This is a genomic window from Serratia sp. CMO1, from assembly GCF_015689115.1.
In the GTDB taxonomy this organism is placed as follows: Bacteria; Pseudomonadota; Gammaproteobacteria; order Enterobacterales; family Enterobacteriaceae; genus Serratia; species Serratia marcescens.
Genome location: NZ_CP065032.1, coordinates 3147814 through 3169356 on the forward strand (window position 1 = coordinate 3147814; position 21543 = coordinate 3169356).

Consider the following 21543-nt stretch of genomic DNA (forward strand, 5'->3'; position numbering starts at 1 on the left):
TTACTCCGCCACCTGATGCACCACGTCGATCACCGAGCCGTCGCGGTAACGCACCACCGCCACCACCTTGTCGGTAAAGGCGATCGGCTGCGGTTCGCCGGTCAGCTGCAGCGCGCGGGCGCGCAGCCAGTCGATGCTCACCACCTCGAGCCCGGCCTCCCGCAGGCGCTGCGCCAGCTCCGGCCGCGCCGGGTTGACGGCGATGCCGTGGTCGGTCACCAGAATGTCGATGCTGGAACCCGGCGTGACGCAGGTGGTCACCTGCTCCACCAGCGTCGGGATGCGCCCGCGCACCAGCGGCGCGACGATGATCGCCAGCCGCGCGGCGGCGGCGGTGTCGCAGTGGCCGCCGGACGCGCCGCGCAGCACGCCGTCGGAGCCGGTCAGCACGTTAACGTTGAAGCCGGTGTCGATTTCCAGCGCGCTCAGCACCACCACGTCGAGCCGATCGACCGACGCGCCCTTGGAGCTGAAGTTGGCGTACTGGTTGGCGCTGATTTCGATATGGCGCGGGTTGCGCGCCAGCGAGGTCGCCGCCGCCCGATCGAAGCTCTGCACGTCCAGCAGCTTGCCGATCAACCCTTTCTCGTGCAGATCCACCATGGTCGAGGTGATGCCGCCGAGGGCGAACGCGGCGCGAATGCCGCGGGCGCGCATCTTGTCCTCCAGGAAACGGGTCACCGCCAGCGAGGCGCCGCCGGTGCCGGTTTGCAGCGAAAACCCTTCGGTGAAGTAACCTGAACCGGCGATCACCTCGGCGGCGCGGCGGGCGATCAGCAGCTCGCGCGGGTTCGAGGTCATGCGCGTGGCGTCGGCGCCGATCTTGTCGGCGTCGCCCACCCGCTCCAGCTGCACGATCAGATCCACCCGATCCTGCGCCAGGCTGGCGGGATGATGCGGATACGGCACCAGCTGCTCGGTCAGCAGCACCACGGTGCCCGCCGCCTCGGCGTCCACCCGCGCATAGCCGAGCGAGCCGCAGCAGGCTTCACCGCTGTAGCCGTTGGCGTTGCCGAACTCATCGCAGGCCGGCACGCCGAGGAAGGCCACGTCTATCTTCAGCTCGCCGGATTCAATCAGGTTGACCCGGCCGCCGTGCGAGTGAATTTGCACCGGCTCCGCCAGCAGGCCGCGCGAAACGGCGTCCGCCAGCGGGCCGCGCAGCCCGGAGGTGTAAATGCGGCTCACCACGCCGTGACGGATATGCTCAACCAACGGCGCATGGCAGTCGGTCAGCGAGCTGGAGGCCAGCGTCAGGTTGCGGAACCCCATCGCCGCCAGCGTCTCCATCACCTGATTGAGCGCCAGATCGCCGCCGCGAAACGCATGGTGGAAGGAGATGGTCATGCCGTCCTGCAGCCCGCTGCGGCGCACCGCTTCCTGCAAGGAGTCGCACAGCTTGAGATCGCGCGGTTTGCGCGCCTGCAGGTTGGCTTTGGACACGACCTGATAGCCCGGCAGATCCGCCGGGTTGGCGAAGGTCATCAATCGTTGTTGGCGGTTCATCATGCTTCCTCCCCGTGCTGCGCCGGTTCTTCCCGTAAGCCGGACAGCGCGGCGCGCTCCAGCACCAGCCGGGCGCGTTCAATCACCGGGCTGTCGACCATTTTTCCGTTGAGCGACACCACGCCGCGCCCTTCCCGCTCCGCCGCCTCGGCGGCGTCCACCACCCGCTGCGCGTGCGCCACCTCTTTGGCGGTCGGCGCATACAGGTTGTGCAGCAGCTCAATCTGGCGCGGGTTAATCAGCGATTTGCCGTCGAAGCCGAGCTGTTTGATCAGCGCCGCTTCCTGCAGGAAGCCGGCTTCGTTGTTGGCGTCGGAGTAGACGGTGTCGAACGCCTGAATGCCGGCGGCGCGCGCCGCCTGCAGCAGCGAGCAGCGGGCGAACAGCAGCTCGATACCCTCCGGCGAGCGTTCGGTGCGCAGGTTGCGCACATAGTCTTCCGCCCCCAGCGCGATGCCGATAAGACGCGGCGAAGCGTGCGCGATCGCCACCGCGTTGGTGATGCCCTGCGCCGATTCGATCGCCGCCAGCAGCCCGGTGCTGCCGACCGGCCGGCCGCAGGCCGCCTCGATGGCGGCAATCTCGCGCTCCATGTCGACAACGTCCTGCGCGCTGTCGGTCTTCGGCAGGCGCACGATGTCCGCGCCGCCGCGTACCACCGCCTGCAGGTCCGCCAGGCCGTAGGCGGAGTCGAGCGCATTGACGCGCACGATGGTTTCCACCTCCTGATACAGCGGATGCTGCAGCGCGTGGTACACCAGCCGGCGCGCCGCGTCTTTTTCACGCAGGATCACCGAGTCTTCCAGATCGAACATCAGCGCATCGGCCTGATAGATAAAGGCGTTGCTGACCATCGCCGCGTTGGCGCCGGGAACGAACAGCATGCTGCGGCGCAGCCGGGTTTTATTCAGCGTTTTCATCTTTCGCCTCCCACGGCAGTTGGCCGCTCTCGCAGGCGCGCATCAGCGCGGTTTCCAGCCGGGCGCGCAGCACGCAGTCCAGCGCCCCTTTGTCGTCGACGATCACCTGCACCGGCTCCACCTCATAACGCTGCAGCACCTCCAGTAGGGTGCGGCGGATCGCCGCGCCGAACTGTTTTTCCACGCTGCTGGCGATCAACAGATCGTGCTGCGGCCCCTCGGCGGGCGCGATGCGCACCATGACATCGCTGGATTCCAGCGTGCCGGCCATTGCTTCTCGGATAATTTTCATCATTCACCTGATTGTGCGGACTCAAAAGGATGCGGGGCCGCCTTGGCCCGGCGCTGCGTTTGCAGATCCTGCAGGTAGTACAGGGTGTCCGGCGGCACCAGCGGCGCGGCGGCGTGGAAGTCCCCCGCCGCCAGCAGCTTGCGTACCCAGGAGGCGGAGATCGCCGTGCCCTGATATTGCAAACGCTCGATTTCCACCAGCGCGATCGGCGGGCTGGGCAGCGCCGGCGTTTCCAGCCAGTAGCGCATGTCGCGGTTGTATTTCGCGGTCACCGCGCAGAACGGCTCGTTGCCGACGAAACGGTGGGTAATGCCCAGCGCGGGCGCCAGATACTGGCGGAAGATCTTCAGATCGATTTCGGTGTAACAGTCGTCGGCCACGCCCTGATCCTTGATGAAGTAACAGGGGAAGGTGGCGCGCGAGATCACGTACTGCGAGCCTTCGTGTACCGTGAGGTTGGGGATATCGGCGGTGCCGGCCAGCACCAGCCGGCGGCGGTCTTCATAGCTGAAGCGCGAGGTGTTTTCCTTCACCAGAAACAGGTGCAGCCAGTCGCAGCGTTTGGCCGCCTGACGCACCAGATACTGATGCCCGCGTGTGAAGGGGTTGGCGTTCATCACGATGCTGCCGATGGTCTCGCCCGGCCGGCGCTGGCTCGCCAGCTGGGCGGCGTAGCGCTTCAGGCGGCACGGGCTGTTTTCCATCAGCACCACGATGCCCGGCACGGTGGCGATCGGGTAGAAACCGCACTGGCGGAACAGCGGCTCGTTCTGCACCTTGGTGTAGATAAACAGCTGGGTGTGGTGGCGCTCGTAGGCCAGGTTCACCAGCTCGGTCGCCAGCGCCAGCGCCAACCCTTCGCCGCGCATCAGCGGACTGATGGCGACGCATTTGATAATATTGTCGGCGATGCCGCCGCAGGCGACCAATTTGTCGTGCTGGGTAACAGTAATAAATATTTCAACCGTGGTGTCGATATTCAGATCGTTACTGCGCAAGAAGGCACTTATTTCCGAAATCGCTTTATGATCCGATCGCTTTACCCGATTAAATACGGCATCGCCTAACATAACACGCTCTCTGGGTTAACTGGCACACAACAAGTTAAATACAAAAAGGCATTTTAATTAACATCAATGACGGCAATTAAAACCTTAAAAACCATGAAGATAAACGCCGCTTCGCGTTCGATAAATCAATGGTAAACAGAAAAAAAACGCCAATTATTGACCTATTTCACAAACCGTTCCCGGTTAATAAGTTATTTAATGTTCTTTATTTGCTTAATTAATCTTATGGTGTTTATTATTGAGATAATCTTTATTTAGCGCCGCAATTTACTTACATTCATTTAGCATCTTGATTGCAATAGTAGGTTTCATTATGGAATGGCTGAACATCCTGATCGTTGAAGACGAAACGCCGCTGGCGGAGATGCACGCGGAGTTTATCCGCCAGAACGGCGGCTGCCGCCAGATTTGGCTGGCCGGCACCCTGGCGCAGGCGCGCGCCATGACCGAGCGCTTCAAGCCGGACCTGATCCTGCTGGACAACTTTCTGCCCGACGGCCAGGGCATCACCCTGCTGCGCGAACTGACGCTGAGCGGGTATCGCGGCGGCATCGTGTTCATCACCGCCGCCAGCGACATGGCCACCGTGGCCGAGGCGTTGCGCTACGGCGTGTTCGACTACCTGATCAAACCGCTGGCCTATGACCGGCTGAGCCAGACATTGCAGCGCTTCAGCCAGCGCCGCGAAGCGTTGAAGGACAAAGCGCGCCTCAACCAGCGCCGCATCGACGAGATGTTCAACACCTATGCCCGCGGCGAGCAGCAGGCGGCGCTGCCCGCCGGCATCGACGAGCTGACGCTGGGCAAGATCCGCGCGCTGTTCGCCGAACCCGCCGCGCGCCACACCGCTGAAAGCGTTGCGCAAAAAATGGGGCTCAGCCGCACCACCGCGCGCCGTTATCTGGAGTTTTGCACCGCCGCACAGCAGCTGCGCGCCGAGATCATTTACGGCAAGGTCGGCCGCCCACAGCGGATCTACCGCGCCGGCGAACCGCATTAACGGTTATTTGATCGCCCTTGCAAGGTTGCGTGTAACCGCTTTACTTTTTATGCGACGGTCAGCATCTTGGTGAGCATCACCTAGACGACTGGACGATCGCCGATGCCTGCTGCGCCCCATGCTTCCCTGACCGAAATCCTCGCCCGCCGTGACTGGCAAAACCCGGCCTGCACCCACTACCGCCGACTGGACGCTCACCCGCCGTTCGCCAGCTGGCGCACGGTGGAAGACGCGCGCGATGACGCCCCCAGCGCCAGCCGCCGGTCGCTGAACGGCGAGTGGCGCTTCAGCTATTTCCCGCGCCCAGAGGCGGCGCCGGAGTGCTGGCTGCAGCAGGATCTGCCGGACGCCGCCCCGCTGGCGGTGCCGAGCAACTGGCAGCTCGCCGGCTACGACGCGCCGATTTACACCAACGTGCGCTACCCGTTCCCGGTCGATCCGCCGCGCGTGCCGGAAGACAATCCGACCGGCTGCTATTCACGCACCTTCAACGTCGATCCGGCCTGGCTGGCCGCCGGCCAGACGCGCGTCATCTTCGACGGCGTCAACTCGGCGTTCTATTTATGGTGCAACGGCCACTGGGTCGGCTATTCGCAGGACAGCCGCCTGCCGGCGGAGTTCGATCTCGGCCCGTGGCTGCAGCCGGGTGAAAATCGGCTGGCGGTGATGGTGCTGCGCTGGTGCGACGGCAGCTATCTGGAAGATCAGGACATGTGGCGCATGAGCGGCATCTTCCGCGACGTCAGCCTGCTGCACAAACCCGCCGCGCACCTGAGCGATGTGCGCATCACCACCCCGCTGCATGACGGCTTTACCCGCGGCGAACTGGTGGTGACGGCGCGCGCCAGCCGGCCCGGCCCGCTGCTGGTGCAGGTTCAGCTGTGGCGCGATGGCGCGCGGGTGGCCGAGCGCACCCAGCCACTCGGCAGCGAGATAGTGGACGAACGCGGCGCCTATGACGATCGCGTCACGCTACGCCTGCCGGTGGAACGCCCGGCGCTGTGGAGCGCCGAAACGCCCGCGCTGTATCGCGCTACCGTCGCCCTGCTCTCGCCCGAAGGGGAGATTATCGAGGTGGAAGCCTATGACGTCGGCTTTCGCCAGGTGGAAATCAGCGGCGGGCTGTTGAAGCTCAACGGGCAGCCGCTGCTGATCCGCGGCGTTAACCGCCACGAGCATCACCCGCGCCACGGCCAGGTGATGGACGAGGCGACGATGCGCCACGATATCCTGCTGATGAAGCAGCACAACTTCAACGCGGTGCGCTGCTCGCACTATCCCAACCACCCGCTGTGGTATCGGTTGTGCGACCGCTACGGGCTGTACGTGGTGGACGAAGCCAATATCGAGACCCACGGCATGCAGCCGATGAACCGCCTGGCTGACGATCCGCTGTGGCTGCCGGCGATGAGCGAGCGCGTCACCCGCATGGTGCAGCGCGATCGCAACCACCCTTGCATCATCATCTGGTCGCTGGGCAACGAGTCCGGCCACGGCGTAAACCACGACGCGCTGTACCGCTGGGTGAAAAGCCAGGATCCGACCCGCCCGGTGCAATATGAAGGCGGCGGCGCCGACACTGCCGCCACCGACATCATCTGCCCGATGTATGCGCGGGTGGATCAGGATCAGCCGTTCCCGGCGGTGCCCAAATGGGCGATCGGCAAGTGGATCGGCCTGCCGGAGGAACAGCGCCCGCTGATCCTGTGCGAATACGCCCATGCGATGGGCAACAGCTTCGGCGGCTTTGAGCGCTACTGGCGCGCGTTCCACGCACATCCGCGCCTGCAGGGCGGCTTTGTCTGGGACTGGGTCGATCAGGCGCTGATCCGGCGCGACGAACGCGGCGAAGAATTTTGGGCCTACGGCGGCGACTTCGGCGACACCCCCAACGATCGCCAGTTCTGCCTGAACGGGCTGGTGTTCGCGGATCGCACCCCGCACCCGGCGCTGTTCGAAGCGCAGCGGGCGCAGCAGCTGTTCCGCTTCGCCTTCGACGCCGCCTCGCTGACGCTGACCGTCACCAGCGACTACCTGTTCCGCCACACCGACAACGAGCAGCTCAACTGGCGGCTGGAGCTGGACGGCGTGGAGCGCGCCAGCGGCAGCCTCGATCTGGCGCTGCCGCCGCAGGGCAGCGCTAGCTTCACCCTGCTCGACCGGCTGCCGATGCTGCATCAGCCCGGCGAACTGTGGCTGAACGTGGAGGTGGTGCAACCGCAGGCCACCGACTGGTCTGAAGCGCACCACCGCTGCGCCTGGGATCAGTGGCGGGTGCCGCGCGCGCTGCATCCCGCGCCGCCGCCGGCGCAGGGCGTGCCGCCAACGCTTATTGAAAATGATGAAGGGCTGACGCTTACCCATGGCGACCAGCGCTGGCGCTTCGAGCGCAGCAGCGGCCATCTGACGCAGTGGTGGCAGAATGAGCAGCCGCAGCTGCTGACGCCGCTGCGCGACGGTTTTGCGCGCGCGCCGATCGATAACGACATCGGCGTCAGCGAGGCGAACCATATCGATCCCAACGCCTGGGTCGAACGCTGGAAGCTGGCAGGCCTGTACCGGCTGGAAGAGCGCTGCACGCGGCTGCAGGCGGATGCGCTGCAAAACGGCGTGCGGGTGGTGAGCGAACACCAGTTCGGCGTGGACGGGGAGATTTTGCTGATCAGCCGCAAACAGTGGCTGTTCGACGCGCTGGGCGCGGTGAGCGTGAACGTGGAGGTCGAGATGGCCGACGCCCTGCCGCCGCCGGCGCGCATCGGCCTGCACTGCCAACTGGCGACGGTGCAGCCGCAGGCGGAATGGCTGGGCCTGGGCCCGCACGAAAACTACCCGGATCGCCGCCTGGCCGCGCAGCACGGGCGCTGGCGCCTGCCGCTGGCGGACCTGCATACGCCGTATATTTTCCCCGGCGAGAACGGCCTGCGCTGTGACACCCGCAGCCTGCGCTACGGCGGCTGGCGCATCGACGGCCGCTTCCACTTCTCGCTCAGCCGTTACGGCCTGCAACAGCTGATGGCCTGCAGCCACCAGCATCTGCTGCAGCCGGAAGCGGGCACCTGGCTGCATCTGGACGGCTTCCATATGGGAGTGGGCGGCGACGACTCCTGGAGCCCGAGCGTGCACCGGGATTACCTGCTCACCGCCGGCGTTTACCGCTATCAGCTGCGCCTGCAGCGAGCACCAGAGGGCTAAATCTGCCAAAAAACTCAACGGGTTGCGCATTCTGTAAGCAAACAGTCACAGAATGTGTAATCCGCCTTTGACATGCCGACGGCGCCTCGCTATTATTCGCCCCGTTCACACGATTCCTCTGTAGTTCAGTCGGTAGAACGGCGGACTGTTAATCCGTATGTCACTGGTTCGAGTCCAGTCAGAGGAGCCATATTTAGAGAAGCCCGCTTAAGGAAACTTAAGCGGGCTTTTTGCTGTCAGGCGGTCATAATCGGTGATCCCTACGCCCTCCCTACCCGACACCGTTCAGCCATCCGTTGAACGGGTCAGTTTCTCCCATTGTTCAATTTCCTGACCTAACGCCTCGAGCTTTTGCCGCACCAAACTTAATGCGTCACTGCCTAACAACAGATGCGTGGGTGGGGTCTGACTCTCGATCAATGCCAGTATGGCGTGAGCCGCCTTCACCGGATCGCCGAGTTGCTTGCCGCTTTTTTCCTGGCGCGCCTGACGAACAGGTTCAAATAACGCGTCATAGTCCGGGAGACGGCGAGGGCTGCGTACCATTGAACGCCCGGCCCAGTCCGTTCGAAACGAACCGGGCGCCACTGCGGTCACGCGTATGTTGAACGGGGTAAGCTCCTGACTTAACGCTTCTGATATCCCTTCCAGTGCAAATTTGCTGCCGCAGTAATAGCTGATACCGGGCAAGGTAATGAAACTGCCCATTGAGGTGATATTGATAATGTGGCCGCGACGGCGCTGGCGCATGCCCGGCAGCACGGCTTTGATCATCGCCACCGCGCCAAACACATTGACGTCAAACTGGCGGCGCAGCTCTGCAAGCGGGGATTCTTCCAGAATGCCTTCGTGGCCGTAACCGGCATTGTTCACCAGCACATCTATCGGACCGACGGCGGACTCAATCTCTCCAACCACCTCATCAATACGCTCAACGTCCGTGACATCAAGCAGATAGCCAAAAGCCCGCTGCGTATCGAGCGCGCCGAAAGCCTGTAGCGCTTCGCTGTTGCGCACCGTCCCTATAACCCGATGCCCCACGGCGAGGGCTTCCCGCGCCAGCGCCTGACCAAAGCCACTGCTGACGCCGGTAATTAAAATCGTTTTTGCAGATGCCATAAAAAGAACTCCCATGAACCATGAAGGTTGCATGGTATTCTCTGCTCTGCCGCATTTTTAGGCCGTATCTTCTCTTTTTCTTGCCTGATTTTATGAGGTGGTGGGATGTCCGACATGATTGCCCTGATGAATAGACTTGCGGTGCAAGAGGGATACAACCTCACTGCCCTACCTGATGTGCGAATTTTGCGTTCCGATCGCCCGCTTGCCAGAACGCCGGTGCTGTACGATCCGGGGATCGTGATTGTCTGCCAGGGCAGCAAACGCGGCTATTTCGGTCAACAGACCTATTTATATGATGAGCAGCACTACCTGGCGGTTTCGGTGCCGGTGCCGTTTGTGATGGAAACCGACGCGTCGGCAGCGCATCCGCTGCTGGCGATTTACATGCATCTGGATTTTCAGCTTGCCGCTGAACTGATGTTGCAGATTGAACAGCATGGCGCCCCGCATCTTCCCGCCGCGCCGCAAAGCATGATGTCGAGCCCCATGGACGACACGGTAAAAATGGCCGTACTTCGCTTACTTGACGTCCTGGCCAACCCGCTTGAGGCGGCGATCCTCGGCCCGGCGCGGGTGCGAGAGCTCTATTTCCGCGTGCTGACAGGCGCACAGGGCAACGCGATGCGTGCCGCGCTAGCCTTACAGGGCCAGTTTGGCAAAATCGGTAAAGCGTTGCAGCACATCCACGCCACTTACGCGGAGCCGTTAACGCTGACGCAGCTGGCGATGCTGGCCGGCATGAGCGTGCCGACCTTTCATAGCCATTTCAAAGCGATAACGCAGATGCCGCCGATGCAGTATGTGAAATCGGTACGACTGCACCAGGCACGGATGCTGATGGTGCGCCAACAAATCACCGCCGCTGCTGCGAGTTACGCCGTTGGCTATGAAAGCCCATCGCAATTTAACCGCGAATTCAAACGTCTGTTTGGCCTGCCACCGGCAGAGGAGATAAAACGCATGCAGCGTCACTTCGCCATTCCGCCCGCGCAGCCTGCGTCGGTATTTGTTTCATCGCACTGAGGCTGATTTGGTATGGCGAACGCGACCTTGAGGTATTTCGCGCCCGCTTCTAGTTCTGGCGCAGAGCGAACATTTTAGCTTTGTTCCGCCTCGAACATCTGAACTTAGCTTTGACAATGGTATAATAGCTAAATTGAGACATCCGACTCAGCGGTGAGTGAAATTTCTTGAGCTAGCTGCAACGTACATGATCGCTATTGCACACGGTCACATCCTCAATGAAGGTAACAAACGCACGGTGCTATTTGTGGCTATGACCTTCCTGGGTCTTAATGGCGTGATGATTGTTGATGAAGATAATTCACTGCTGGAACTGGCTGTGCAGGCCGCAACCGGTGATCTGGATGTCCTCCAGGTAGCTAATGAACTTCGACAGAAAAAGGTTTGAGATTGAAGACGTGAACAACGTGCAAAGTGGCTGGAGTTATTGAACATGGCAAAGAAACTTTTCAAAAAGAATCGTTCTACCAAATTAAGTGGCACTGGCAGCGTACGCATAACCAATTTGTTGAACGCCATCCTTCCTCCTGGGCCAAAGGTTGATAACAGCGGCCTCACGCTGGAAATTAAGCGTCACCTTGCCGTTGGTAAAGATGAGAAATATATCCTCCTGAATGTCCCTAAATCCGTTGCATATGATCGCTATTTAAAAGCGCAAGCTGCCATCGAAAACTATCAAGAATTAACACGGGAAAGATTGGAGAAAGCAAAGGCTGAACGACAGCAGGATGAGGTTCACCGACATGAAGATGAGCGACTGGAACAGGAACGCCGTCTCCAGGCTGTTGAGCGCTATAAAGATGAAGCTCTGCGCCTTGCCAATGGCGGGGTGATTGAAAAGGGTGCTCCGTATTCAAAACAGCTCGCTGGACTGGTGAATGACCTTCTGAATCGTGGTCTTCCAGTACAGGAAATCATCACAACTGTTCTCTACTCATCCATTTTTGAAAAATACTGCTTCCAGCGTGATGCTGTCGGGAAAACCAAAAAGAAAAAAAAAGCCGCTGTTAAGGCGGAGGACTTCCAGCGTATGGAGGATCAATATAGAGAGTCACGCCTTCGCCGTGAAGAGGAGGAGCGGCTGGCCAATAAAAAGCGCATCAATGATGAAGCCTGCCGTGAAGATATTTACGAAGAATTACGCCAGATTGTACCGGCCCACCGATTGCGCGAATTCCGCTTACAGTTGCGCGGCACCACTGAAAATGTGCTAGAAAGCGCCCGTGATTTTATGGTTGCAGGTGAGCAAAAACAGGCACAATCAGCGCCACGCGGTGAGGCTATCGAACCGGTAGCAGCGCAATTAAGTGTTAAATCAGTAGTTCCCGTTACAGAGTTTCCTGTGAAACCTAAGCGCGAAGGCAAGAAAGCGGAGATCACCACTCGCCCTAATCAGATTGAATTCACCGAGACAGTACGCCTGAACTGTTTTAACCGCTGCGTGATTTCTGGTGTTCGTATACGCCAACGTACGGAAGCGACTCATCTTGTGGAGCACTGTAAAGACGGTATCGACCATTACACAAACGGGCTGCTTATGCGCGTTGACCTGCACCGCCTGTTTGATGCTGGCCTGCTTGCGATTAATCCGGAGACGTTAACAGTTCACTTTGACGCGGGCGTATTGGCGGACGATCACGACCTGATGCAATTTGAAGGCAAGTGCATTGCTGGTACCCAGCGCCCGATTAATCCGGCTTACCTACTGACCCGCTGGGCGGAATTCAATCTGAATGCAACGTGAACTGGCTGACGATAACGATCACTCTATTTTGTTTGAAAGCGCGTTTTTGAATCTGCAAAGGCCAGATTTTTCTAAGCGTATCAGCCAGTATCTCAAAGAGTACATCTCCTCCGATACTAACAGCGGAAAAATGGTTGTTGGCTATATAGGTGACGGTACAACCGGAGTACTGTATTCTGACTGGCGTCAGCCATTTGCTAGTTTCGCCCTGGGTAGGGGGCGATTGGGAAGCGTAAAACATCCCACCTCAAGCTTTTTTAAGCAGTTAGAAGTTAATAGGCTGCTTTAAGCGATTAACAGACATTGCTAACTGCATTCTGTGTGCTGGACGAGTGTCCCAAAAGACTTGAGTAGTCAGCAATCAGTACGCATGTTCATTCGCTAAGAATGCCCGCTCCTGGCACAAAACTGCCCCGGCGGATCACCTACTCAACAATCCCCACAAACACCTAAAGGCCCGCCTCGTCCCCCACGCAGGCCTTTAACCTTCAGCCATTTCTCAGCCCCCATCCCGCTCCGCAACCCGCGCCATCAATGCCCCCAGCAGCGCCAGATCGACCAGCAATGCCAGCGCGAAACAGGCTCCCTTTATCCCCGGTGCGGCGTAGGTTTGCACCAGCGAAGCGGCAACTACTACGGCCACGATAGTCACCACCGTCGTCAGCCTGCACGCCACGGCGAACGCCGCTTTCTCCCCCACTGCCGTGCGGTAGGCGACGCCCTGCCCCAGACCGCCGAGGACGATGCCCGGCAGCAGGGCCGGCCAATCATGGCCGCCGAACAGCATCAGCAGCGTCAATAGCCACCCCACCGCTGCCAGTAAAAAGCCGTAGCGGAGAATCGCCAGCGCAGGCCGGTTCCGCAGCGGCCGTAGATGGGCCAGTGCGGCGCCGCCGAGAAACGCCAGCGCCAATGCCGTCAGCAGCATCAGGGTCGCGCCGATGCCCAGCAGATTTTCGGTCTTCAGCAGCAAGGCGCCCGCCGCGACCGGCACGCTGAGCGCCAGGGCGCTCGCCGCCGTTCCCGGGTGTTCCATGGCGCCCAGGGCGCCGTTGTTGATATAGAGGCTCATCGTTCACTCCGACATGATGGAAATGATGAAATAAATTCATTTCCCTGTTCACATGTCAGTAGCCTATCTCTTGTATAATCGGTCAGACAAACTCATAGTTTTCAGCCTTGGATGAGAATAATTCAGCCATGAGAAAAACCCGTTTGCCGCCGCTGGGCGCGCTGCGCGCTTTCCACGCCGTGGCCGGCTGCCGCAGCTTTAAACATGCCGCCGAGGAGCTGGGCGTCAGCGCGACGGCAGTCAGCCACCAGATCAAGCTGCTGGAGTCGGTGCTGGAATGCCGGGTGTGCGAGCGCAGCGCGCAGGGCGTCAGCCTGACCGAGACCGGCGAGATCCTGTATGCCGGCACCCAGCGCGCCTTTGCCGCGCTGGCGCAGTCCGTCGCCCAAATCACCCGCGCCCGGCAGCCGCCGGCGCTGACCGTCACCACCACCTCCAACTTTCTCACCCACTGGCTGGTGCCGCGCCTGGCGGATTTCAAGGCGGAGTTTCCCGCCATCGATCTGCGCCTGCACACCAGCGTCGAGCGCGTCGATCTCAGCCAGCGCACCGTGGACGTCGCCATCCGCTACCGCGAAATGCCGGAAAGCGATCTGCACTGCACCCTGCTGCATGAGGATCGTTTTATCGTGGTGGCTAGCCCGGCGCTGGCGCTGGAGCGCATCGAAGATTTGCAGCGGGTGACGCTGTTTCACGTGGAGCATCGGCAGGTGCCCGCCGACTCGCCGACCTGGGAGAACTGGCGACGGCGCTACGGGCCGGAAGGATTGAACGTGGAAGCCGGGCTGACCTTCAGTGACGAAACCCATGCGCTGCAGGCGGCGGTGGCGGGCCAAGGGGTGGTGATCGCCAGCCGGCTGCTGGCGCGCGATTTGTTGCAGCGCGGCGTGCTGGCCGCGCCGTTCGAGATGTCGTTGCCCGGCGCCAACTACTATCTGATGACCACCGAGGAGACCGCACAGCGTCCCGATATCATGGCGCTGCGCGCGTGGCTGCTGCGGCAAATGGCGGCGGGTTAATCTCTAATTGAAATACTAGAAGGCGAACATTTAAAATATATACATCCGCCTTCTTAATCTTTATTAAAGTTCTATAGGCCAAGTCATTTAAATCTTGAGAACAAAACAGAATAATTCTCAATTGGCACTTCAACAACTTGGGTTCCACTTCTTTCAAAATGCTTTTTATTATAATGCGAGGGTTGCTCTTGCCCTACAACTTCAAAAACAAAAATTGTCTTATCGTAATACCTCACACACTTAAGATGACTATTTACATAAGACTTTAGAGGCTCAGACATTTCTGATGACTTAATTTTCTCAGTTATTAGATGGAATAACTGATCCATGGTTTTCCCTAAATGCGCCGCTTCATGCTCGACACCTGTTATTTGAAAGCCATTAAATGTTACCGGAGCTACTTGAAAAACATTTTGAACCCTTATAGCAGTATGATCATTATCACAAACGCCAACGATTACGTAACCCTTATGCCCCTTTTGAATATTTGCGATAGCTGTACATGTCTCTAATATCTTTTCGAATGAGTTCTCATCAAAACTAGGTCTTTTACTTAACTCAAGAAAACCTTGCTTAAAATCATAAGCAGACTGTTCTGTTTTCGAGTTCGTCAGCAAATTTTGGAGGTTAGTGACCCAATGCACTTTAGCTGGATCGGGATTACTATCATCTTCAAAATATTGCTGAATCATTCCCACGACCGAGTTAACAGCCACACCTCTATTTTCGGCCCCCCATCTCCCTCCCTCTTGGATAGAAATATTCTTTCCTTTATTCGTAAGTGCCGCAATTGCTCCTGCCCTATCTGCAAGTACTTTTCCTTTACGGACAATGAGGTCATGGAATGCTAAAAATACAGCTTGGAAGTAACGAGGCACTGGGTTTCCAGCATTTCCGTCGGGGTAAATTAAATTAGAAAATGTTGTTTGCGCTTCTGCCAGAAGCAACATTAATGTATCATGGGTGCGTTGATAATCCAGATCTACCAAATCAGGATTTCTTCTTCGAATCGCTTGATCCATTTCTTCAAACCTTTCGAGGTTTGCTCCTCTGAGTGGGTAGGTAGCACCATAATAATCATCAAACAATTCGGTACGTGAAGAAACTGGTGTATCTGATAACATATAAGCCAGAAGGTCTGCTACAATTTCTTCGTCTCGACTTTGCCTCAAATGATCTTTAGTTAAAATACCATTTTTAACCCAAAACACATTGTCAGCATTAATTCCATACGGTAGCTCTCTGTTAGTTATACTTATTGATTTCATATCATTTAGTAAAAGTATCGGTGTGTTAGACGTATCTCCACGTACTCTAGAGGAAATAATGCGCACACAGTCAGCAAAGGAATTAATTGCTCCAGCAGCTCGCAATTCTTGACGAGAAAGTTGGCGACCACCTGAATTTATACGTCTAAATATTTCATCAACAGACTCACCATCAGAAAACTCATAAATTGACAGAGGTACAGGATAAGCAGAAATTGCCAGACAATCAGCTCTTGTCATCACTGGTTCTTTTTGTATTAGAACCCCTCTATCTAGTAAATCTTTAGTAGTTGCAAATGTGTTTAAATCAAAGTAAGAATCATTTACTGGAAAATCATTGCTAATAAATGATGTAATTGCATCCATTCTCTGCATTCCATCAATTATCTCTACTAAGTTATCCTGACTTCCTTTTTGATCTGCTAATAGAATGATAGGGACAGGATAGCCATTGATGATGGAGTCTATAAAACTCTGTTTTTCTTCGATAGTCCAGATGAGCTTTCGCTGATATCGTCTATTAACTATGTATTTGTTGTTAACATAGTTAATATATATCCTTTCCACTTGTTCACCACGAACTGTTAGTTCTTGCTGAGTTATTGCCATGATAAAAACTCCTTTTGCAGAAGAAAAAACATTAAAAATAAAAATGATTAACTTAATATTAAGAAGTGCATAATACAAGTAAACCAATGTTCTGCATTAAAGCATAATTCCATATAAAATCCAGCCACATTCACGATTGTGCTGCGGCAAATGGCGGCGGGCTAACGGCTCTCGGGGGCGATTTCTCCCAGGCGGATCGCCACGCTGATCGCCTGCGCGGTGGTGGCGGCGCCGAGACGTTGGCGAATGCGCCGCAGGTGATTTTCCACCGTGCGTTCAGACAGGCCGAGCATCGCGGCGATATCCGCCTGCCGCCGGCCGATGGCGGTCCAGCTCAGCACCTCACGCTCGCGCGCCGACAGCCGGCCTTCTTCTTTGCCGGCCGCCGGTTCGAACAGCCGCCGCGCCGCCAGAAAGGCCGCCGAGCCCACGAGCGACAGCGCCAACCGCACCGGCGGCGAGGCGTCGATGCGCTCGCCTCCCAGGCTGACGGCGCCCTCCAGGCCTGCGGGGCCGAACACCGGGATTTGCACGCCGTGCAGGCCCGCGCCGCGCGGCGTGCGCACAATCCGGTAGCGCTCTCCCTGCTGCGCCCGGGTCTTGGTCCAGAAGAACGGCTCGCTGGCCCGCAGCATGTGGCGAGTCACCGGGCAGTGCCGCACGTAGGTCAGCGCATCGACCGCCTCCCCCTCGCCGAACCAGTCGCCCTCGACCCAATAGATATGCTCGATCCCCGCCTCCGCCGCGGCGGAAGCGGAATACAGCACAAAGCGATCGAAACCGAACGGCGCGGCGAAGGCGCGAACCCGTTCCTGAATGGCGGACAGGGTTCGCTCGTGGTCCATCGCCAACGCCGTCTGGAAAGCGCGCTGCGCGATCTCATCGCTCATCGCGTGGCGACGTCGGCCAGCAGCGTCTCCGCCGCCAGTTTGCCGAGGTTGTTGGAAGCCAGCGGGCTGTCGCCGGTCAGCAGGCGCCGATCTTTATGCACCTTGCCGGTGATGTCGGCATTGACGATCTTCACGCCCAGCTCACGCAGGCGTTCGCCCACCAGCCAGGGCATCGGGCCGGGGATATAGCCGATGTCGATGTTGGCGCCGGTATCGAGAGCATCCGGGAACACGCACATCTCATAGCCGCGATAGAGGAAATCGTCTTTGCTCTCGCCAATGCCCGCCGCCAGCAAACCGGCGGGCCCGTGGCACAGCGAGATCACGTAGCGATCGTTGTCATGGGCCCAGTGCAGCGTCTTTTTCACCTCTTCACTGAACGGGATATCATTGAGCACGCCGTGGCCGCCGGGGATGAAAACACCGAGATAGTTGCCGCCATCCAGATCCTTCACCACTTCCGCCAGCTTTTTCGGCTGCTTGAGTTGGCTGCGGTACTTCTCGTAGGTGGCCTTGACCGCTTCATCTTCATGCGGGAACGCCCACATCTCCAGCTTCACCGGATCGCCGGACGGCGTGGCGATGTCGATCTCGAAACCGGCCAGATCCAGGTGATACATCGGCAACAGCATCTCGACCGGGTGGTTGCCGGTGGAGAAGAACTTGCCGTTTTGCATCAGCAGGTAGCGCTCCTGCGAGGCGATCATCAGCACCTTCCACTTGCCGCCGCGATAGGCGTTCGGGTAGCTGGCGCCCGCGAAGTCGGTTTTGGACGAGGTGTACTGGCTGAGGGAGTAAGGCGATGGGAAGAACGCGTTGTCTTCCGCCACATCCGGGGTGGGATTACGATCGTTGGACACTGAATCAGTCATGATTATCTCCATATTCACCGTTGCATTGCCCTTTCAGCTTAAATAACCGCCGGCGGGGCCGCAATGAGGGATATCCCTCAATCACCCTCGCGCTGGCAGCGCTCAAGCGGGGTGCCATAGCCAATAAAAAGCCCCGCCCGGTGAAGGTCGAGGCTCGCTCGCGCCGATCGAGACGGTGGGCAGAGTGATGACAGGGTGCCGAATGCGCCTGCTCATGGCGCGACAGACGCCTTAACGTCGCGCTTGCGCGTTCTTCCACTCCCGCCAAATCGTTTCCAGCCCGGCGCGATACGTCGTGACGGCGAAGTCGGGAAAACGCTGTTTGAACTTGGTCGAGTCGAACAGGTTATCGTGCTCGTAGCGCGGCAGCAGCTCGCGCATCTCTCGCGCCCCGGATGAAAACAGCCCTGCGGCGATCAACGCCCATTTGCCGATAACGGAATATGAAATGTCCTTCCCAAACACCTCGCAGGCCAACGCGGCGAACTGCGCATAGGTGAGCCGCTCGTCGCAGCACGGGAGATGCCACGTCTGGCCGAACGCGTCGGGCGTATTGCCGAGCCGAGCTAACCCGCGGCTGGCGTCGGGCGTCCAAATCAGCGTGCGCAGCCTGTCATCGCGAACCGGCACGCGCGGTTTTTCCCCCGCTTTCAACCTGTCGACGATCAACGCATTGGTGAAGCTCTGCGTTTTCCCCGGCCCATAAAACTCGGGCGCACGGCCGATCAGCACGGGGATCTGCTTGCGCTTCATCTCGTCGAGCACCTTCTCGGTCATCAGAGCGCGCACCCGTCCCTTGCGCCCCCGAGGCGCGAACGGCGTCGATTCCGTCTGCGGCTCGCCGTTCTGCGGATACATATAGGTATTGTCGAAATAGACAAAGGGCACGCCCGCGGTACGGCTGGCGTCCAGCGCATTCTGCAGCATGGTCGGAAATTGTCGCTCCCACAGCGCCGAATCCGGCGGCAAGCCGGCGGCGAAATACACCACCTCGCTGCCCTTCACCGCCGCCAGGGTCTGCTGCGCGTCGAGCAGGTCGGCCGCAACCAGCGTATCGCTGTCGTTGATCTTCTTCGGGTGGCGGCTGACCAATCTTAAATCATCGGTGTGCGCGCGCTTCAGTTCACGCGCCAGCTCTTGGGCGATCTGGCCACTGGCGCCCAGGATCGTTTGCATTGGCGTTCCTCATCGCAATGAAAAAAGCTCCACCCACTCAGGGCGGAGCAAAGGTGCTTTTTCGCGCTTAGCTGTTCACGAACGCCAGCAGATCGGCGTTGACCTGATCGGCATGGGTGGTCGGGATGCCGTGCGGCGCGCCCTTATAGGTATGGAGCGTGCCGTTTTGCACCAGCTTGGCCGAGAGCACACCGGAATCCTGATAAGGCACCACCTGATCGTCGTCGCCGTGGATCACCAGCACCGGAATGGCGATCTTCTTGAGATCTTCGGTGAAATCGGTCTGCGAGAAGGCGACGATGCCGTCATAGTGCGCCTTGGCGCCGCCCATCATGCCCTGGCGCCACCAGTTCCAGATAATCGCCTCCGACGGCTTGGCGCCCGGGCGGTTATAGCCGTAGAACGGGCCGGCCGGCACGTCGTAATAGAACTGCGCCCGGTTGGCGGCCAGCTGCGCCTGGAAATCATCGAATACCGATTTTGGGGTGCCCTGCGGATTGGCGTCGGTTTTTACCATCAGCGGCGGCACCGCGCTGATCAACACCGCTTTGGACACCTTGTCCTCGCCGTGGCGCACGATATAGCGCACCACCTCGCCGCCGCCCGTCGAGTGGCCCACGTGCATGGCACCCTGTACGCCGAGGTGTTTTACCACCGCGGCGACGTCATCGGCATAGTGATCCATGTCGTGCCCTTCCCACACCTGGCTGGAGCGGCCGTGGCCGCGGCGATCGTGCGCAATCACGCGGAATCCTTTGTTCACGAAGAACAGCATCTGGGCATCCCAGTCATCGCTCGACAGCGGCCAGCCGTGGTGGAAATAGATAACCTTGCCGTTTTTGGGGCCCCAATCCTTGTAGAAAATCTCGACGCCATCGCTGGTCGTTACATAACCCATGTCGTTTCTCCCATTTACACTATGGTTAAAAAAGAAGGTTTATACTGCGCACGGCGCCGGGATCTCTGGCTCCCTCATCCCGGTTGGCCGACGATCTTGCGTTGATCGTTTAACGAGTATAGGTTTAAAGTTCACTTTAAGGTCAATAGTGGCCCGGCAAGCGGTATTTCCCTCAGTAACGCGATCGGCATCAGGAGTATTCAAGTGCAAGGAGATGACACCGCCACGACGATGGAGCAACGGCTTGCCGCCCAGCGCCACGCCTTCCTGCGCGACGGCGCGCCGACGCTGCAACAGCGCAAGGCCGCCCTGCGCCGCTTGCGGAGCGCCATTCTGGCTCAGCGCGCCGCGCTGGCGGCGGCCGTCAGCGCGGACTTCGGCCACCGTTCGCCTTACGAAACCGACATTCTGGAGATTCTGGTCACCGTTCAGGCGATCGATTACCTGCTGCGCAACCTGAAACGCTTCATGAAGCCGGAGCGCCGCCACGTCGCCCTGCCGTATCAGGCCGCACGCGCCTATGTGCAATATCAGCCCAAGGGCGTGATTGGCATCATGGCTCCGTGGAACTATCCCTTCTCGTTGACCTTCATCCCGCTGGCCACCGCCCTGGCCGCCGGCAACCGCGTGATGCTGAAACCTTCGGAGCTCACGCCGCATACCAGCCGCCTCATCCAAACGATGCTGGCGGCGCGGTTTCCCGCCGATGAGGTCGCCGTCGTGACCGGCGGGCCGGACGTCGGGGCCAGATTCAGCGAGCTGGCGTTCGACCATCTGGTGTTCACCGGCAGCACGGCAATCGGCCGTCAGGTCATGCAGGCGGCCGGCAAACATCTGGTGCCGTTAACGCTCGAACTGGGCGGCAAAAGCCCCGCCGTCATGGCGCGCGGCGCGGTTAACACCAGAAACGTCCAGAGCGTGGCGTTCGGCAAGCTGTCGAACGCGGGCCAAACCTGCATCGCGCCCGATTACCTGCTGGTTCATCAGGACGATCTGGCAAGCTTCATGGCGCTCTATGACGCGGCGGTTAAAAGCTTTTATCCCGACGGGCCAACCGGCGACGACTACGGCGCCATCATCAACGACAGGCACTACCACCGCTTGCAAGCGCTGCTTGCCGACGCACAGGCGCGCGGCGCGCAACTCCATCCGGTCGGCCATCGCCCGGACTCGGCGTCTGAACGGCCGAAAACCCTGGCCCCCACGCTGGTCGTCGGCGCCCCCGACGACAGCCGGATCATGCAAGAAGAGATCTTCGGGCCGCTGCTGCCGGTGCGCACCTACGCCGCCTTTGATGAAACGATCGACATTATCAACGCCGGGCCGCGCCCGCTGGCGCTGTACTACTTTGGCCCGGCAGACGCGCAGCAGGATCGGCTGCTGGCGCGCACCGCCTCCGGCAACGTCAGCATCAACGCCACCCTGCTGCACTTCGCTCAGGACGACCTGCCGTTCGGCGGCATCGGCCCCAGCGGCATGGGAGCCTGTCACGGCATCGAAGGATTTCGGGCGCTGAGCCACGCCAAAGGCGTTTTCATCCAGAGCCGCTGGCGCTTTACCGACCTGCTGCGCGCGCCGTTCGGCAAGCTGGCGGACGCAGTGCTCGCGTTCATGTTGCGGCGCCGATAACGCGGCGTGTTGACTATCAATAGCACACCCATAAATCGCCGCAAGCTATCACAATATTCACTCATTCCTATTTTATCTCTCCGCCGCCGCTGACTAAGCTTAGCCATGAGTCACCCTTTGCCCGTTGGCGGCGAGGATGACGTAAATCGATTGAGTTCAGTTATTTAGCGCAATACCCGACGCAAGCCTTACCCGCATGCCTTGTTAACCGCTCCACGCCCGGCGGCTGGAGCATCTTTAC

Annotated in this window: 19 protein-coding genes and 1 tRNA gene; 9 read left to right on the top strand and 11 right to left on the bottom strand. The window is 59.1% G+C overall.

Going from position 1 to position 21543, the window contains the following annotated elements; genetic code table 11:
• From citF to citC, 4 genes are read right to left on the bottom strand one after another with little or no spacing between them, the layout of a single operon-like run.
• On the bottom strand, positions 1-1506 hold the full coding sequence (gene citF, locus IT763_RS15040) for a citrate lyase subunit alpha (RefSeq protein WP_143778348.1): 1506 nt from the start codon (positions 1504-1506) through the stop codon (positions 1-3).
• The gene (gene citE, locus IT763_RS15045; RefSeq protein ID WP_016927085.1) at positions 1506-2426 is read right to left on the bottom strand and encodes a citrate (pro-3S)-lyase subunit beta; all 921 of its coding nucleotides are present in this window, start codon (positions 2424-2426) and stop codon (positions 1506-1508) included. Before citE ends, citF begins: the two co-directional genes overlap by 1 nt.
• Complete coding sequence (gene citD, locus IT763_RS15050) at positions 2410-2718, bottom strand: citrate lyase acyl carrier protein (RefSeq protein ID WP_046687418.1); 309 nt, start codon at positions 2716-2718, stop codon at positions 2410-2412. The genes citE and citD overlap by 17 nt, the downstream gene beginning before the upstream one ends.
• Positions 2718-3788 carry a [citrate (pro-3S)-lyase] ligase gene (gene citC / locus IT763_RS15055; RefSeq protein WP_028127715.1) on the bottom strand — a complete coding sequence of 357 codons (1071 nt, stop codon included), beginning with the start codon at positions 3786-3788 and terminating at the stop codon, positions 2718-2720. The genes citD and citC overlap by 1 nt, the downstream gene beginning before the upstream one ends.
• Positions 3789-4101: 313 nt before the next feature.
• Between citC and dpiA the strand changes: the two genes are divergently transcribed.
• From dpiA to IT763_RS15070, 3 genes are all read left to right on the top strand, one after another.
• A complete protein-coding gene (gene dpiA, locus IT763_RS15060; RefSeq protein WP_004940807.1) occupies positions 4102-4788 on the top strand; it encodes a two-component response regulator DpiA in 687 nt (228 codons plus the stop codon).
• Between the two features lie 102 nt (positions 4789-4890).
• Positions 4891-7980 (top strand): beta-galactosidase, encoded by a 3090-nt coding sequence (locus tag IT763_RS15065; RefSeq protein ID WP_206194805.1) that lies wholly within the window; start codon positions 4891-4893, stop codon positions 7978-7980.
• Between the two features lie 114 nt (positions 7981-8094).
• A tRNA-Asn gene (locus IT763_RS15070) sits at positions 8095-8170 on the top strand.
• A gap of 95 nt (positions 8171-8265) precedes the next feature.
• Here the strand turns inward: IT763_RS15070 and IT763_RS15075 are convergent.
• Positions 8266-9099, bottom strand: a complete 834-nt coding sequence (locus IT763_RS15075) for an oxidoreductase (protein ID WP_049299767.1) — start codon at positions 9097-9099, stop codon at positions 8266-8268.
• A 105-nt stretch (positions 9100-9204) separates the two neighbouring features.
• On the opposite strand from IT763_RS15075, the gene IT763_RS15080 reads away from it, so the two are divergent.
• From IT763_RS15080 to IT763_RS15095, 4 genes are all read left to right on the top strand, one after another.
• Entirely contained in the window at positions 9205-10125 is a 921-nt protein-coding gene (locus tag IT763_RS15080; RefSeq protein WP_151254641.1) for an AraC family transcriptional regulator, read from the top strand.
• A 187-nt stretch (positions 10126-10312) separates the two neighbouring features.
• Positions 10313-10513, top strand: a complete 201-nt coding sequence (locus IT763_RS15085; RefSeq protein ID WP_080353558.1) for a type II toxin-antitoxin system death-on-curing family toxin — start codon at positions 10313-10315, stop codon at positions 10511-10513.
• Between the two features lie 45 nt (positions 10514-10558).
• Positions 10559-11869 carry an HNH endonuclease signature motif containing protein gene (locus IT763_RS15090; protein WP_053090361.1) on the top strand — a complete coding sequence of 437 codons (1311 nt, stop codon included), beginning with the start codon at positions 10559-10561 and terminating at the stop codon, positions 11867-11869.
• Entirely contained in the window at positions 11859-12158 is a 300-nt protein-coding gene (locus IT763_RS15095) for a hypothetical protein (RefSeq protein ID WP_152903357.1), read from the top strand. The genes IT763_RS15090 and IT763_RS15095 overlap by 11 nt, the downstream gene beginning before the upstream one ends.
• Positions 12159-12368: 210 nt before the next feature.
• Here the strand turns inward: IT763_RS15095 and IT763_RS15100 are convergent, their stop codons facing one another.
• Entirely contained in the window at positions 12369-12941 is a 573-nt protein-coding gene (locus IT763_RS15100; protein WP_206194806.1) for a hypothetical protein, read from the bottom strand.
• Positions 12942-13069: 128 nt separating this feature from the next.
• Between IT763_RS15100 and IT763_RS15105 the strand changes: the two genes are divergently transcribed.
• Positions 13070-13960 carry a LysR substrate-binding domain-containing protein gene (locus tag IT763_RS15105; RefSeq protein ID WP_049299770.1) on the top strand — a complete coding sequence of 297 codons (891 nt, stop codon included), beginning with the start codon at positions 13070-13072 and terminating at the stop codon, positions 13958-13960.
• A gap of 83 nt (positions 13961-14043) precedes the next feature.
• Here the strand turns inward: IT763_RS15105 and IT763_RS15110 are convergent, their stop codons facing one another.
• From IT763_RS15110 to IT763_RS15130, 5 genes are all read right to left on the bottom strand, one after another.
• A complete protein-coding gene (locus IT763_RS15110; protein ID WP_206194807.1) occupies positions 14044-15837 on the bottom strand; it encodes a DUF262 domain-containing protein in 1794 nt (597 codons plus the stop codon).
• Positions 15838-15998: 161 nt separating this feature from the next.
• The gene (locus IT763_RS15115; protein WP_206194808.1) at positions 15999-16727 is read right to left on the bottom strand and encodes a PA1136 family autoinducer-binding transcriptional regulator; all 729 of its coding nucleotides are present in this window, start codon (positions 16725-16727) and stop codon (positions 15999-16001) included.
• Positions 16724-17599 (bottom strand): glyoxalase III HchA, encoded by an 876-nt coding sequence (hchA, locus tag IT763_RS15120; RefSeq protein WP_164053038.1) that lies wholly within the window; start codon positions 17597-17599, stop codon positions 16724-16726. Before hchA ends, IT763_RS15115 begins: the two co-directional genes overlap by 4 nt.
• Positions 17600-17830: 231 nt before the next feature.
• Complete coding sequence (locus IT763_RS15125; RefSeq protein ID WP_016927062.1) at positions 17831-18775, bottom strand: NAD-dependent epimerase/dehydratase family protein; 945 nt, start codon at positions 18773-18775, stop codon at positions 17831-17833.
• Between the two features lie 67 nt (positions 18776-18842).
• A complete protein-coding gene (locus tag IT763_RS15130) occupies positions 18843-19673 on the bottom strand; it encodes an alpha/beta fold hydrolase (protein WP_049299773.1) in 831 nt (276 codons plus the stop codon).
• A gap of 204 nt (positions 19674-19877) precedes the next feature.
• Between IT763_RS15130 and IT763_RS15135 the strand changes: the two genes are divergently transcribed.
• The gene (locus IT763_RS15135) at positions 19878-21302 is read left to right on the top strand and encodes a coniferyl aldehyde dehydrogenase (RefSeq protein ID WP_241005477.1); all 1425 of its coding nucleotides are present in this window, start codon (positions 19878-19880) and stop codon (positions 21300-21302) included.
• The last annotated feature ends 241 nt before the right edge of the window (positions 21303-21543 follow it).

What these genes read in the sequence shown, in the direction of transcription:
- citF (WP_143778348.1), bottom strand. Translation starts at nt 1,506, where the DNA reads ATGAACCGCCAACAACGATTGATGACCTTCGCCAACCCGGCGGATCTG.
- citE (WP_016927085.1), bottom strand. Translation starts at nt 2,426, where the DNA reads ATGAAAACGCTGAATAAAACCCGGCTGCGCCGCAGCATGCTGTTCGTT.
- citD (WP_046687418.1), bottom strand. Translation starts at nt 2,718, where the DNA reads ATGAAAATTATCCGAGAAGCAATGGCCGGCACGCTGGAATCCAGCGAT.
- citC (WP_028127715.1), bottom strand. Translation starts at nt 3,788, where the DNA reads ATGTTAGGCGATGCCGTATTTAATCGGGTAAAGCGATCGGATCATAAA.
- dpiA (WP_004940807.1), top strand. Translation starts at nt 4,102, where the DNA reads ATGGAATGGCTGAACATCCTGATCGTTGAAGACGAAACGCCGCTGGCG.
- IT763_RS15065 (WP_206194805.1), top strand. Translation starts at nt 4,891, where the DNA reads ATGCCTGCTGCGCCCCATGCTTCCCTGACCGAAATCCTCGCCCGCCGT.
- IT763_RS15075 (WP_049299767.1), bottom strand. Translation starts at nt 9,099, where the DNA reads ATGGCATCTGCAAAAACGATTTTAATTACCGGCGTCAGCAGTGGCTTT.
- IT763_RS15080 (WP_151254641.1), top strand. Translation starts at nt 9,205, where the DNA reads ATGTCCGACATGATTGCCCTGATGAATAGACTTGCGGTGCAAGAGGGA.
- IT763_RS15085 (WP_080353558.1), top strand. Translation starts at nt 10,313, where the DNA reads ATGATCGCTATTGCACACGGTCACATCCTCAATGAAGGTAACAAACGC.
- IT763_RS15090 (WP_053090361.1), top strand. Translation starts at nt 10,559, where the DNA reads ATGGCAAAGAAACTTTTCAAAAAGAATCGTTCTACCAAATTAAGTGGC.
- IT763_RS15095 (WP_152903357.1), top strand. Translation starts at nt 11,859, where the DNA reads ATGCAACGTGAACTGGCTGACGATAACGATCACTCTATTTTGTTTGAA.
- IT763_RS15100 (WP_206194806.1), bottom strand. Translation starts at nt 12,941, where the DNA reads ATGAGCCTCTATATCAACAACGGCGCCCTGGGCGCCATGGAACACCCG.
- IT763_RS15105 (WP_049299770.1), top strand. Translation starts at nt 13,070, where the DNA reads ATGAGAAAAACCCGTTTGCCGCCGCTGGGCGCGCTGCGCGCTTTCCAC.
- IT763_RS15110 (WP_206194807.1), bottom strand. Translation starts at nt 15,837, where the DNA reads ATGGCAATAACTCAGCAAGAACTAACAGTTCGTGGTGAACAAGTGGAA.
- IT763_RS15115 (WP_206194808.1), bottom strand. Translation starts at nt 16,727, where the DNA reads ATGAGCGATGAGATCGCGCAGCGCGCTTTCCAGACGGCGTTGGCGATG.
- hchA (WP_164053038.1), bottom strand. Translation starts at nt 17,599, where the DNA reads ATGACTGATTCAGTGTCCAACGATCGTAATCCCACCCCGGATGTGGCG.
- IT763_RS15125 (WP_016927062.1), bottom strand. Translation starts at nt 18,775, where the DNA reads ATGCAAACGATCCTGGGCGCCAGTGGCCAGATCGCCCAAGAGCTGGCG.
- IT763_RS15130 (WP_049299773.1), bottom strand. Translation starts at nt 19,673, where the DNA reads ATGGGTTATGTAACGACCAGCGATGGCGTCGAGATTTTCTACAAGGAT.